Annotated in this window: 11 protein-coding genes and 1 riboswitch; of the genes, 7 read left to right on the top strand and 4 right to left on the bottom strand. The window is 58.9% G+C overall.

The features are described from left to right. Positions 1–204 precede the first annotated feature (204 nt). Positions 205–924 carry a phosphatidylcholine synthase gene (gene pcsA, locus RX972_RS21525; RefSeq protein WP_027898053.1) on the bottom strand — a complete coding sequence of 240 codons (720 nt, stop codon included), beginning with the start codon at positions 922–924 and terminating at the stop codon, positions 205–207. A gap of 211 nt (positions 925–1,135) precedes the next feature. Next, a riboswitch (cobalamin riboswitch) is annotated at positions 1,136–1,331 on the top strand. A gap of 202 nt (positions 1,332–1,533) precedes the next feature. Between pcsA and RX972_RS21520 the strand changes: the two genes are divergently transcribed. Genes RX972_RS21520 through RX972_RS21510 form a run of 3 tightly spaced genes read left to right on the top strand, consistent with a single transcriptional unit; the run spans position 1,534 to position 4,408 of the window. After that, on the top strand, positions 1,534–2,574 hold the full coding sequence (locus RX972_RS21520; RefSeq protein WP_316878334.1) for an ABC transporter substrate-binding protein: 1,041 nt from the start codon (positions 1,534–1,536) through the stop codon (positions 2,572–2,574). Continuing rightward, positions 2,571–3,614, top strand: a complete 1,044-nt coding sequence (locus tag RX972_RS21515; RefSeq protein WP_049826706.1) for a FecCD family ABC transporter permease — start codon at positions 2,571–2,573, stop codon at positions 3,612–3,614. The genes RX972_RS21520 and RX972_RS21515 overlap by 4 nt, the downstream gene beginning before the upstream one ends. Further along, a complete protein-coding gene (locus tag RX972_RS21510; RefSeq protein ID WP_316878330.1) occupies positions 3,611–4,408 on the top strand; it encodes an ABC transporter ATP-binding protein in 798 nt (265 codons plus the stop codon). Before RX972_RS21515 ends, RX972_RS21510 begins: the two co-directional genes overlap by 4 nt. Positions 4,409–4,738: 330 nt before the next feature. Here the strand turns inward: RX972_RS21510 and RX972_RS21505 are convergent, their stop codons facing one another. Further along, complete coding sequence (locus RX972_RS21505; protein ID WP_316878328.1) at positions 4,739–5,239, bottom strand: GNAT family N-acetyltransferase; 501 nt, start codon at positions 5,237–5,239, stop codon at positions 4,739–4,741. Between the two features lie 41 nt (positions 5,240–5,280). Then, the gene (locus RX972_RS21500) at positions 5,281–6,165 is read right to left on the bottom strand and encodes a LysR family transcriptional regulator (protein WP_122706127.1); all 885 of its coding nucleotides are present in this window, start codon (positions 6,163–6,165) and stop codon (positions 5,281–5,283) included. 261 nt (positions 6,166–6,426) lie between these two features. Between RX972_RS21500 and RX972_RS21495 the strand changes: the two genes are divergently transcribed. Then, positions 6,427–6,897: a multidrug/biocide efflux PACE transporter gene (locus RX972_RS21495; RefSeq protein WP_316878325.1), complete on the top strand. Its 471-nt coding sequence runs from the start codon at positions 6,427–6,429 to the stop codon at positions 6,895–6,897. On the opposite strand, the gene RX972_RS21490 is transcribed toward RX972_RS21495, so the two are convergent. After that, a complete protein-coding gene (locus tag RX972_RS21490; protein WP_316878375.1) occupies positions 6,833–7,768 on the bottom strand; it encodes a LysR substrate-binding domain-containing protein in 936 nt (311 codons plus the stop codon). The two genes, RX972_RS21495 and RX972_RS21490, sit on opposite strands and share 65 nt — an antisense overlap. A gap of 178 nt (positions 7,769–7,946) precedes the next feature. On the opposite strand from RX972_RS21490, the gene RX972_RS21485 reads away from it, so the two are divergent. The 3 genes from RX972_RS21485 (at position 7,947) to RX972_RS21475 (ending at position 11,586) form a co-directional block, all read left to right on the top strand. Further along, entirely contained in the window at positions 7,947–9,467 is a 1,521-nt protein-coding gene (locus RX972_RS21485) for an ABC transporter substrate-binding protein (protein WP_316878323.1), read from the top strand. Positions 9,468–9,553: 86 nt separating this feature from the next. Beyond that, positions 9,554–10,471 carry an ABC transporter permease gene (locus tag RX972_RS21480; protein ID WP_027902510.1) on the top strand — a complete coding sequence of 306 codons (918 nt, stop codon included), beginning with the start codon at positions 9,554–9,556 and terminating at the stop codon, positions 10,469–10,471. A gap of 209 nt (positions 10,472–10,680) precedes the next feature. After that, positions 10,681–11,586 (top strand): ABC transporter permease, encoded by a 906-nt coding sequence (locus tag RX972_RS21475; protein ID WP_099267225.1) that lies wholly within the window; start codon positions 10,681–10,683, stop codon positions 11,584–11,586. Positions 11,587–11,595 lie beyond the last annotated feature (9 nt).

Below are 11,595 nucleotides of genomic sequence, written 5' to 3'. Positions count from 1 at the left end.
TCAGAAAGATTGCATCAAGCAGGGGGGTAAGACATGCATATCTAAAACGCCCAGCATTTGTTTGGAGGCAACCCATTGCAGGCAAACCTTATGCTTATGTTCACGCCGTGGGACCGGCTTTAGCCGGGAACAGGCAGGCAAGGACTGCATACAGTCGCTTTAAATACTGCCCTCCCGGCCAAAGCCGGTCTCACGTCTAGCCCGTCAAGCCCGCCACTTACCCCAATATTCCAGCGACGTACGCCACAAGCAGATGCCGATAAAGTAGGCCGACATGGTGAACCATATGCCCATGACCACTGGCCCGTTATGCGGGTGGTTGATGATCAGCAACGCACTGGTGATCAACCAGATCGTAGTGACCAGGATGTTCAGCGGCATGAAACGACGCACTCTGAATGGGTGCAGAAACTTCATTCTGGTTACGGTCAGCAATGCCAGACCGATAATCGTCAGGAACGTCACCCAAGGTGTCGGCTGAATGATGTAAAGACACAGCGCCACCACGTTCCAGGCCGCAGGGAAGCCCTGGAAGTAATTGTCCTTGCTCTTCATTTCCAGATTGCAGAAACAGAACAGCGACGAGACCAGAATGATCGCCGTGCTCAGTAACAGCGTATAAGGCGGCAACGGAATGTAGCTATAAATGAACAACGCAGGAATAAACACATACGTCAGGTAATCAATGACCAGGTCCAGTACCGAACCGTCAAAGCCCGGCAACACGGATTGCACGTTGAATTTGCGTGCGAGCGAGCCATCGACGCCGTCTACCGCCAGTGCCAGGCCTAGCCACAACAGGCAGGCTTTGGCCTGATCATCGAACAGGGCAATGGTCGCCAGAAATGCGATGACCACGCCGGTGGCGGTAAAACCGTGGGCACCCCAGGCTTTAAGCCAGGCCACTCGTTGAGTCGATATCACAGGAAAATGTCTCCAAAAGGTGAAGCGGACCAGTGTAAACCTGGTTGGACGGACTATCGACCGGCTATCGGTCGATAAGGTTCACCGCCGGACGGTGTTAACACCCGGCCATTAAAGGCTTGCATCATGCGCCGAGCAAGCGAAACGTACGATAAAAAACTGTCTGCCAACGGCTGATACAGGAAAAATCCCCACTCTTTTAAACATATCCATTACCATGCCGCCCGTCGGTTTCCAAACGGGATTAATAGGGAATCCGTGATGACCTTAAGGTCGTCAACCGGAACTGCCCCCGCAACTGTAGGCGCTGAGCCCTGCTCCATCGATGCCACTGGGTTACTCCGGGAAGGCCCGAGCACGGCGATGATGCGTCAGTCAGGAGACCTGCCGACATCAGGAGGCTGCATCACCGTTGCGGGACAACCCGTCAAGCGGTCGCGCTTTCTGGCAACTGACCCACCGGCGGGGTGTCCGGGGAGTACATCCGTCAGCACGGCGAAATAGCCGTGACTGATTGACCCTGCCGGACCTATGCCAGCAGCAAGTCGTGATGTGTATCCAGCCAGAACACCATCGTGCGGATAACCGTTCGAATGGAGATCGTTTTTCATGTCTTTGCCTCGTTTTGCTGTGCTGCTTGCCGGTCTGGGTTTTTCTGCGCTGACGCTGGCGGCCGACCCTGCCCCACACACCTCCGCCACACAGACAACCTACCCGTTGACCCTCGATAACTGCGGCGTGCCGCTGACCTTCGCCAAAGCACCCGGCAAAGCGGTGACCATTGGCCAGTCGGCCACTGAAATCCTTTACTCCCTCGGGCTGGGCGACAAAGTGGTCGGTACGTCACTGTGGTTCAACAACGTGCTGCCCCGGTTCAAGGACCTCAACGACAAAATCCCGCGTCTGGCCGATAACGATCCCAGCTTCGAAGCGGTGATCAACAAGCGTCCGGAACTGGTCGCAGTACAATTCGAATGGATGGTGGGTCCCCAAGGCGTGGTCGGCACCCGACAGCAATTCAACGAAATGAAAATCCCCACCTACCTCATGCCGTCGGACTGCGAAGGCAAGGACAATCTGGTGGGGGCGGACGGCACGCGCCTGCGTCCGTTCTCGATTGACAGCCTGTACAAGACCGTCACGCAACTGGCACAAATCTTTGACGTCCAGGCCCGCGGTGCCGAGTTGAACGCCGACCTGCAGGCACGTCTTGCCAAGGCTCAGGACAGCGTCAAAGGCAAACACTTGAAAGACGCCTCGGCAGTGTTCTGGTTTTCCAGCGCCGACCTGAACGTCGACCCTTATGTCGCGGGACGCAAGGGTATTCCGGCGTTCATGATGGACACACTGGGCATCCGCAACATCGTACAGTCCGATGAGGAATGGCCGACGGTCGGCTGGGAAACCATCGCCAAGGCCAACCCGACCATTCTGGTACTGGCACGCATGGACCGCCGCCGCTTCCCGGCCGATGACTTCCAGAAAAAACTGGAATTCCTCAAGACCGATCCAGTCACCAAAAACATGGACGCGGTGAAGCACAACCGGATCGTGATTCTCGACGCACAAGCCATGGAAGCGACGATACGCACATTCGACGGCATCGATGAACTGGCGGACGCCATCGACAAATTTGATCTGCACCCATGACAGCTCAGTTCGCCGGTCGCTTGTTGCGCAAGATTTGCCTGCACGGGGCCTGGGTGCTGGCCGTTTTGCTGGTGGCGATCGTCGCGGGCATTGCGATTGGTGAAACGCCAATCAGCCTGTCACTGGTGTTTCAGGTGCTGGCCAACAAACTATGGGGCGCCGGTTTCGTGCTGGACCCTATCGATGAAGGCATCGTCTGGAATTACCGACTGACCCGTGCCCTGGTTGCCGCAGCATGCGGCGCAGGGCTGGCTATCTCAGGTGTGGTTCTGCAATCACTGCTGCGCAACCCATTGGCCGATCCTTACTTGCTGGGCATTTCTGCCGGGGCCTCGACCGGCGCGGTGCTGGTGGCGATCATCGGCGTTGGCGCTGGTGCCATTTCCTTGTCAGCCGGAGCCTTTGCCGGGGCCATGGCCGCCTTTGTACTGGTCGCCCTGCTCGCTCGCAGTACCGGCGCGGTCAGTGGCAGCGGGCAGATCATTCTCGCAGGCATCGCCGGTTCGCAACTGTTCAACGCCCTGACCTCCTTCCTGATCACCAAATCGGCCAACTCCGAACAGGCACGCGGCATCATGTTCTGGCTGTTGGGCAACCTCAGCGGCGTGCGTTGGCAATCGGTGACGCTGGCCGTGCCCGTGGTGTTGATCGGTCTGGCAGTCTGCCTATGGCATCGGCGTTCGCTGGATGCGTTCATGTTCGGCAGCGATTCTGCCGCCGCCCTGGGCATTCCGGTACGGCGGGTTCAAGTGATATTGATCGCGACCGTAGCGCTCGTCACAGCAGTGATGGTCTCGTTGGTGGGTTCGATCGGTTTTGTGGGTCTGGTCGTGCCCCATGCGGCGCGCTTGCTGGTTGGCGTGCGTCACGGTCGTCTGATTCCCGTCAGCGCTCTGGCCGGCGCGGTGTTTCTGATCACCGCCGATGTGCTGTCCCGCACGGCGATCAAGGGCCAGGTATTGCCCGTCGGGGTGATTACTGCGCTGATCGGCGCACCGGTATTCGCTGTGATTCTGATCAAAGCCAAGGGGGGTCGATGAGCACTCTGAAACAGCCAGCGCCCGACATCGACCGCGACGTGTTGTCGTGCTCCGGTCTGAACTGGTCGATCAAGGGCGTGCCCATTGTTCGAGACGTAGCGTTGCAGTTACGGCGCGGTGAAACCCTGGGGCTGATCGGCCCCAACGGCTCCGGAAAATCCAGCCTGCTGAAGTTGCTGTCCGGCATCCGCACTCCGGCCAGCGGTGAGATTCACCTCAACGGCGTTGCCCTGGCCGAAATGAAACGCCGCGATGTGGCACAGATGATTGCGGTGGTAGAACAGCAAGCGGAAACCTCGGACGCGATTACGGTGCTGGACGCTGTGGAACTGGGCCGCACGCCATGGCTTTCCGCCCTGGAACCCTGGTCAGCCGCAGACGATGGGATTGTTCGACAGGCCTTGCTTGATGTCGACATGGCCGACAAACCCAAGCGCGCCTGGCACAGCCTGTCAGGGGGCGAACGACAACGCGTCCACATCGCCCGCGCCCTGGCTCAAAGACCGCAGATCCTGTTACTGGATGAACCCACCAACCACCTGGATATCCAGCATCAGCTGAGCATTCTGGGTCTGGTCAGGTCGCTGTCAGTCACCACCCTGATCGCCCTCCACGACCTGAATCAGGCGCTGGCCTGCGACCGGCTGGCCGTGATGGACAACGGCGCACTGATCGCCATTGGTGAGCCGTCCGAGGTGCTGACCTGCGAATTGCTGCGTGAGACGTTTGGTGTAGAAGCGCACTACCTGACAGACCCTTATGACGGCACGCGGATATTGCGGTTCAGGTCATAAGCTGAAGGTGTAAAAGCATCTCAAGATGGTCACGGTCCAGTAGGAACCGAGCTTGCCCGCGATAAGCCGGACACGTAGGCAGGTATATCGCGTTATCGTTCTTCGCGGGCAAGCCCGGCTCTTATCAAACAAACTACAACCATCTGGTTTGGAATGCTTTTCTGTAGGAGTGAGCTTGCTCGCGATGGCGTCAGGACAGGCCATATCTTCATCGAATGACAGACCGAATCGCGAGCAAGCTCACGCCGACAAGGTCCGTGTTTGCTACGCGACAGCGCGGTGCCAGGAACACCGGGGCGGCTCCTACAGCGGAAACGCGCAGCCTCGAACCTAAACCAACCCGCACTCCATATGCGTCGTCTGCCATACCGGATCGCTTTCCACATCCACTACCCGGAAACCCTGTCGCTCCCAGAAGCCAATCGCCCCCGGTAAAAACGGATGGGTGTGCAGGTAAAGCACATCCACACCCTGTTCAACGGCACGCGCCTTGAGGGCAAGGAAGATCGTGGTCGCCAGCCCTGAACGACGGAACTCCGGGATCACAAACAACCGGACGATTTCCACCACCTTGCGCTGCCCGTAATCCAACTGCGGGAATCGACCGTCGTACGGCAAGTAACCAATTGCCGCGACAATTTCCCCGTGGCTCCGAACGATCAGAAAACGGCCACCGCCCTCCTCGCTGTAAACCTGAGCAAACTGCGCCAGATCTGCGGGCATGCCTGCCAGGTCGAGCTTCGGGAAGATTTCCGCACGGGCTTGCAGGACAAAATCCACGACGGCGGGGATGTCTTGAGGTTCTACAGAAACAATTTCTACGGCAGCCATATTCAGCGTTCGATCTGCGAATGGAGCGTCATCCTAGCTGATCACTCGCCGCGATGCCGGGTGAACGTTTCCAGTAACCAGGCGCCCGCTGGCCCGAGGCTGCGTTGCCGTGACCAGATGATGTCCACCGCAGAACTGCGTGGCCAACCCGGCACGTCGAGCTCCTTGAGCTTGCCGCTGGCATAGCCCGACACCAGCCAACGCGGCAGCGCAGCCCAACCGAAGCCGAATGCAGCCATGTCCATCAGCAGCAAGTAATTTGGGGCTGACCAAGGACGATGGCCGCTGATGGGCAAATCATCAGTGGGGACGCTTTGGTCCACCAACGTATTCAAGCGCAACGCCCGGTACTGGGCCAGATGCTGATAGTCGACCTGCGCCTGCTGAGCCAAGGGATGCTTGTGCGCCACGAACAAGCCGAAGTCGGCACGCTCGGCAATCGTCGCGTAACCGACTTCAGGCGGGTAGCTGGCCTGTGCCGACAGCAGTCCAAGGGACGCGCGCCCTGATTGAATCAGGCTAATGGCGTCACCGTGCTCGGCAAATACACACTCCAGTTCCAGCTCGGGGAAGCGCTGGTCGAGCTCAGCCATGCGGATTTCGAAATCGGCGAACTGATTGGCGTCGGACAGCACCAGCGTAAGACGAGGCTCCATGCCGTCTGCCAGACGTCCGGCAGCGCGGCGTAGTTTGTCGGAAGCAGCCAGCACATCTTCGATACGTCCGAGCATGGCCCTGCCTGCTTCGGTCAGGGCCGGATGTTTTGAAGAGCGATCGAACAGCTCGAGGCCCAGGTCGATTTCCAGACGGGCTATAGCCTCGCTGATCGTCGACTGGCTTTTGCCCAAACGCCGCGCCGCTGCGCTGAAAGAACCCAGCGCGACAGTCTGGGCAAAAGCTTCCAGGGCTTCCGGGGAATAACTCATGCGAACCTCGTATCGGTTTTACCGATGGAAACGATTTTCACTTTAACGCAGGGGCCGATGACAATGCACGTCATCGGAAGCAAACACCTATCCCCTGTGGGAGCGACCGTGGTGGCGCTCCACCTTGCTCGCGATAAGGCTGGACGCGATAGACCTGATATCTGCGGTGACCTTATCGCGAGCAAGCTCTGCTCCCACATAAGAACGCACTCCAAGGCAGCAATGTATGCGTCAGTTGCTGGAAAACCAAAAGGCCAACCTATGCCAACCAAATCCATCAAGGAACGCGCCTTCCACGCGCTTCTTTTCGAAATCATCGGCGTCCTGCTGTTTGCGCCCCTGCTCGCCTGGGCCATGGGTCACTCGCTGGCGAAAATGGGCGCGATGACCGTCATGATCTCCACCGTGGCCATGCTCTGGAACATGCTGTTCAATGCAATGTTCGATGGCCTGCGTCGCAAATGGGGCTTCAAGCTGTCATTCGGGACCCGCATGTTGCATGCGCTGGGCTTCGAGAGCGGCCTGATTCTGGTGATCGTGCCGTTGGCAGCGTGGTGGCTGTCGATCAGTCTGCTGGAAGCGTTCCTGCTGGATATAGGTCTGCTGTTGCTGTTTTTGCCTTACACACTGATCTTCAACTGGGCATACGATGCGCTTCGGGAACGTGTCATCCAGCGCCGCCAGCCTGATCGCCAGCGGTTTTCGCCAGCTCGGCGATCAGAAAATCCCTGAAGGCAGACACGGCGGCCGGCAGGTTACGACCGGCCATGCTTTGCATCTCGATCCTCCGTGCCTGCATGCCCTCATCGAGAATCGGCAGGCATCGCAACTCTTTGCCCACCACCTGCTTGTGCAGGGTCATCTCACTGGAAAGGCTGATACCGCCCTCCTCACGCACAAAGCTGTACAGCGCGCCGATGTAGTTGCTGGTGAGCACCGGCTCGAACATCAGGCCTTGCACCCCGCAGCAGATATCGAACAGTTGTCGCAGGGTCGTGTCAGGTCTGGGCAGTGCAATCGGGTATGGCTGCAGTTCGGCAAGACTGACAGCGTCGCGTTCGGCCAGGGGATGGGAGTTAGCAACTACGGCAAAAATCGCTCCGCTCATGACGTGCTCGACGCAGATCTCCTTTTGCGGCGTCAGGCTGAATGTCAGCGCCAGATCAGCCTCTCCGGAACGCACTTTCTCTGTGGCTTCAGCCGGTGCGCACACCTCCAGCGTGAAGTGAATGCCCTGATACTCGCGCCGAAATGCAGCGATGCTGTGGGGCATGTAATCCAGCGCAAAGCCTTCCGAACAGGCGATGTGTACGTGCCCGCGTTGTAGGCCGTGCAGTTCGGTAATCTCCAACACCACCTGCTCGGCTTCCAGTTGCGATTTGCGCGCATACGCCGCGAGTCGCGTGCCTGCTTCACTTAGCACCATGCCTCGGGCGCGGCGCTCGAACAGCGTGGCGTCCAGGGCGAGTTCAAGCTTGGTGATCTGCCGACTCACCGCAGAGGCTGCGACGTTCAGGCGCATGGACGCTTCGCTGATGGAACCGCAACGCGCCACTTCAAGGAAATAGCGCAGGGCTGTGGATTGCACGCCATACAACTGCATCAGTACCTCCATGTATTGCCTTTTCGGCAAAGCAAGTATCGAAAGATTGTGCTTGTGGCATTGGTAAACCATCGCCTACATTCGTGTCCACACCAAAAAGAACATTGCCTGATTTCCTTTCCGCATTTGCGAACAGCTGCCCTTTGATTCAACCACTCTCGCCAACGGAGACGACGGCATGGGCATCAAAGGTTTCGCTTTCAGTATTGCGCTGCTGGGCTTCATCAGCAGCTTCCCGGCCCACGCCGGTAAAGCCAACGACACACTGGTTTACGCTTCCGACAGCGAACCTGAAAACATCAGCCCTTATCACAACGACCTGCGCGAAGGCGTGATTCTCGGCCGACTGATCTGGGACAACCTGGTGTACCGCGATCCCAAAAGCGGCGAATACAAACCCATGCTGGCCACCAGCTGGAAACAGGTCGATGACACCACCATCGATTTCGAACTGCGCAAAGGCGTCAAATTTCACAACGGTGACGCGTTCACCGCCGACGACGTGGTGTTCACCCTCAACTACGTCGTGTCGCCCGAAGCCAAAGTCGTTACTGTGCAAAACGTCGACTGGATCAAGAGCGCCGAAAAAACCGGTGATTACAGCGTCCGTCTTCACCTGAAAAAACCGTTCCCGCCCGCCCTCGAATACCTGTCCAACGCCGTCCCGATGTTTCCGAAAAACTATTTCGAGAAAGTCGGCATGGCTGAATTCAGCCGTAAACCGATTGGCACCGGTCCTTATAAAGCCGTATCCGTGGTGGCCGGTGAAGGTGTAACCATGGACATCAACAAGGACTACTTCAAAGACAGCCCCCAGGGCCTGCCGCACATCGGCCACATCAAATTCCGGGTGATCCCGGACGCCGAAACTCGTCTGGCGGAGCTGATGACCGGCGGTGTCGACTGGGTGTGGCGCGTGGCACCGGATCAGTCGGAGAACCTCAAAGGCATGCCGAACCTGACCGTGACCAGCGGCGAGACCATGCGTATCGGTTTCCTGATTCTCGATGCTCGCGGCACCTCCAGCGAAAACTCGCCGATGAAGAACATCAAGGTGCGTCAGGCGATCAACCACGCCATCAACCGTGACGGGCTGGCTTCGCAACTGGTGGGCGGTGAAGCCAAACCGTTGCAGGTGGCGTGCTACCCAGGGCAATTCGGTTGCGATACCACGGCGGCGACGGTCTACAACTATGACCCGGCCAAAGCCAAGGCGCTGCTTGCTGAAGCCGGTTACCCGAACGGTTTCGAGACAGAGATCTTCGCCTACCGCGACCGTGATTACGTTGAAGCCATCATCGGTAACCTGCGCGCTGTGGGCATCAACGCCAAGCTGCGCTACCTGAAGTACGCCGCTCTGCGCGATCAGCAACGTGGTGGCAAAGTCCCGATGTCGTTCCAGGCCTGGGGCTCGTTCTCGATCCTCGACACCTCGGCCTCGGCCGGTACCTGGTTCAAAGGCAACCCGGACGACAATATCAAGGACCCGCAAGTCCAGGGCTGGCTGCAAACCGCCGACAACGCCCTCGACCCGCAAGTGCGCAAGGACAACTACCGCAAGGCGTTGCAGCGCATCAGCGAGCAGGCCTACTGGGCGCCGCTGTTCAACTACTCGATGAACTACGCCTACACCTCGGAACTTGAGTTCACGCCGTACCCGGACGAGTTGCCGCGCTTCGTGCTGTCCAGCTGGAAATAACCCGCAACCATCGTTGCCGTGGCGCTACGTGATCGCGCCACGGCATACCTCCACTTTTTCAGCTAATGGATACGAGGAAACTTGCCATGCTTGGGTTCCTTCTGCGTCGTCTGGGCATCGCCGTGTGCGTTGCGATTACCGTGTCGATCATCAGTTTTTCTCTTCTGCACCTGTCCGGTGACCTGGCCACTGCCATTGGCGGGCCGGAAGCCAGCAGCGAACAAATCGAGCAGATCCGCGTGCAGTACGGTTTGGACAAGCCTTTGCCGACCCAGTACTTCAACTGGCTGGGCGACTTGCTGCGGCTTGATCTGGGCGATTCTTTTTTCTTTCAGGAATCTGTCTATAACCTGATCGCCAGCCGTTTGCCGATCACCTTGAGTCTGGGTGCCATGGCGCTGGGCATTGCGTTGGTGGTGGCCATTCCGCTGGGTGTTCTGGCTGCGGTCAAACGTGACACCTGGATTGACCGTCTGGCGTTGAGCATCGCCGTACTCGGTCAGGCCATGCCGAGTTTCTGGTTTGCGCTGATGCTGATCGTGGTGTTCGCCGTCACCCTGAAATGGCTACCGGTGTCAGGCAACTCGACGTTCCTGCACTTCGTGATGCCGGCCATTGCGCTGGGTTACTACGCAACGCCGGCCATCATGCGCCTGACCCGGGCGGGCATGCTGGATGTGCTCAATTCCGACTACATCCGCACCGCCCGCGCCAAAGGCTTGCGCCCGGCACGGGTGCTATTCAAGCACGCGTTGCGCAATGCGTTGATTCCGGTGGTGGCGCTGGCCGCTGTGGAGTTCGGCTTCATGCTCGGCGGCTCGGTGGTGATTGAAACCGTGTTCTCCCTGCAAGGCGTCGGGCAACTCGCCTGGGACGCCATCGCCCGCGACGACTTCCCCGTGGTGCAAGCCGTGGTCCTGCTGATCGCAGTGATCTACATCATCCTCACCTTGCTGGCCGACGTGCTCAACGCACTGCTCGACCCGCGCATTCGTGTGCGCTAAGGAGGCTTTGCCATGTTCTTGACGACACGCCATTCAAATCCTGACGACCCAATGCTCATGTCGAACACAAAACCTGTGGGAGCGGTGCTTGCCCGCGATAAGGCTGGACGCGATAGGCCTGATATCTACGGTGCTCTTATCGCGGGCAAGCACCGCTCCCACAGGGGATCTCCATTCCTGCCGAATTCCCGCGCTGCCCGGAGGCTCCCATGAGCACACCTGCCGCCCCTCTCGCCATCAACGACTACCTGCCGCCCCCCAGCAGTCTCAGCCGGGTACTGGGCAAAAGCTTTCGCCATCGCGGTTTTGCGATTGGCATGGTGTTACTGATGATCATCTTCATCGGTGCACTGTTCGCGCCGTGGCTGGCGCCTTACGACCCTTACGTCCAGGACGTGATGCTGCGCATGAAACCGCCAGTCTGGATGGCCAACGGCACGTGGGAATACCCGCTGGGTACCGACAAGCTGGGCCGTGATTATCTGTCGCGGCTGCTCTACGGCGCGCGTATCTCGCTGTTCATCGGCGTCGCCGCAGCACTGATCTCCGGTTTCATCGGCACGGTCATGGGTCTGCTCGCCGGTTACTACGGCGGCAAGGTCGATGCCTTCATCAGCTACCTGATTACTACGCGCCTGGCGATGCCGGTGGTGATGGTTGCACTGGCTTCGGCTTCACTGATGGGCGGGTCATTGAAAGTCGTGATCGTGCTGCTGGGTTGCCTGTTGTGGGATCGCTTCGCGGTGGTGGTCCGGGCGTCGGTGCAGCAGATTCGCGATGCTGAATACGTTGCCTCGGCCCAGGCACTGGGCTGCTCGACTCTGCGCATTCTGGCCAGTGAAATCCTGCCCAATCTGGTCGGCGCGCTGATCGTGGTCGCCACCCTGGAAATGGCCCACGCGATCCTGCTGGAGTCAGCGCTGTCGTTCCTCGGTGTCGGCGTGCAACCGCCCACCCCTTCGTGGGGGCTGATGATCGCCGAAGGCAAACCCTACATGTTCTTTTCCCCGTGGGTCATCGCCATTCCCGGCGTCGCCCTGATGATTCTGGTGCTGGGCATCAACCTGGTCGGCGACGGTCTGCGCGACCTGATCCTGCCCGACGGCCGCAACTGATAGAGGAGC

The sequence above is a fragment of the Pseudomonas syringae group sp. J309-1 genome (assembly GCF_032582135.1).
GTDB classification, from domain to species: domain Bacteria; phylum Pseudomonadota; class Gammaproteobacteria; order Pseudomonadales; family Pseudomonadaceae; genus Aquipseudomonas; species Aquipseudomonas quasicaspiana.
The sequence above is the reverse complement of the archived record's forward strand: the minus strand, read 5'-3'. Positions and strand labels throughout refer to the sequence as shown.

What these genes read in the sequence shown, in the direction of transcription:
- RX972_RS21520 (WP_316878334.1), top strand. Translation starts at nt 1,534, where the DNA reads ATGTCTTTGCCTCGTTTTGCTGTGCTGCTTGCCGGTCTGGGTTTTTCT.
- RX972_RS21510 (WP_316878330.1), top strand. Translation starts at nt 3,611, where the DNA reads ATGAGCACTCTGAAACAGCCAGCGCCCGACATCGACCGCGACGTGTTG.
- RX972_RS21485 (WP_316878323.1), top strand. Translation starts at nt 7,947, where the DNA reads ATGGGCATCAAAGGTTTCGCTTTCAGTATTGCGCTGCTGGGCTTCATC.
- RX972_RS21515 (WP_049826706.1), top strand. Translation starts at nt 2,571, where the DNA reads ATGACAGCTCAGTTCGCCGGTCGCTTGTTGCGCAAGATTTGCCTGCAC.
- RX972_RS21490 (WP_316878375.1), bottom strand. Translation starts at nt 7,768, where the DNA reads ATGCAGTTGTATGGCGTGCAATCCACAGCCCTGCGCTATTTCCTTGAA.
- RX972_RS21475 (WP_099267225.1), top strand. Translation starts at nt 10,681, where the DNA reads ATGAGCACACCTGCCGCCCCTCTCGCCATCAACGACTACCTGCCGCCC.
- RX972_RS21505 (WP_316878328.1), bottom strand. Translation starts at nt 5,239, where the DNA reads ATGGCTGCCGTAGAAATTGTTTCTGTAGAACCTCAAGACATCCCCGCC.
- RX972_RS21500 (WP_122706127.1), bottom strand. Translation starts at nt 6,165, where the DNA reads ATGAGTTATTCCCCGGAAGCCCTGGAAGCTTTTGCCCAGACTGTCGCG.
- RX972_RS21480 (WP_027902510.1), top strand. Translation starts at nt 9,554, where the DNA reads ATGCTTGGGTTCCTTCTGCGTCGTCTGGGCATCGCCGTGTGCGTTGCG.
- RX972_RS21495 (WP_316878325.1), top strand. Translation starts at nt 6,427, where the DNA reads ATGCCAACCAAATCCATCAAGGAACGCGCCTTCCACGCGCTTCTTTTC.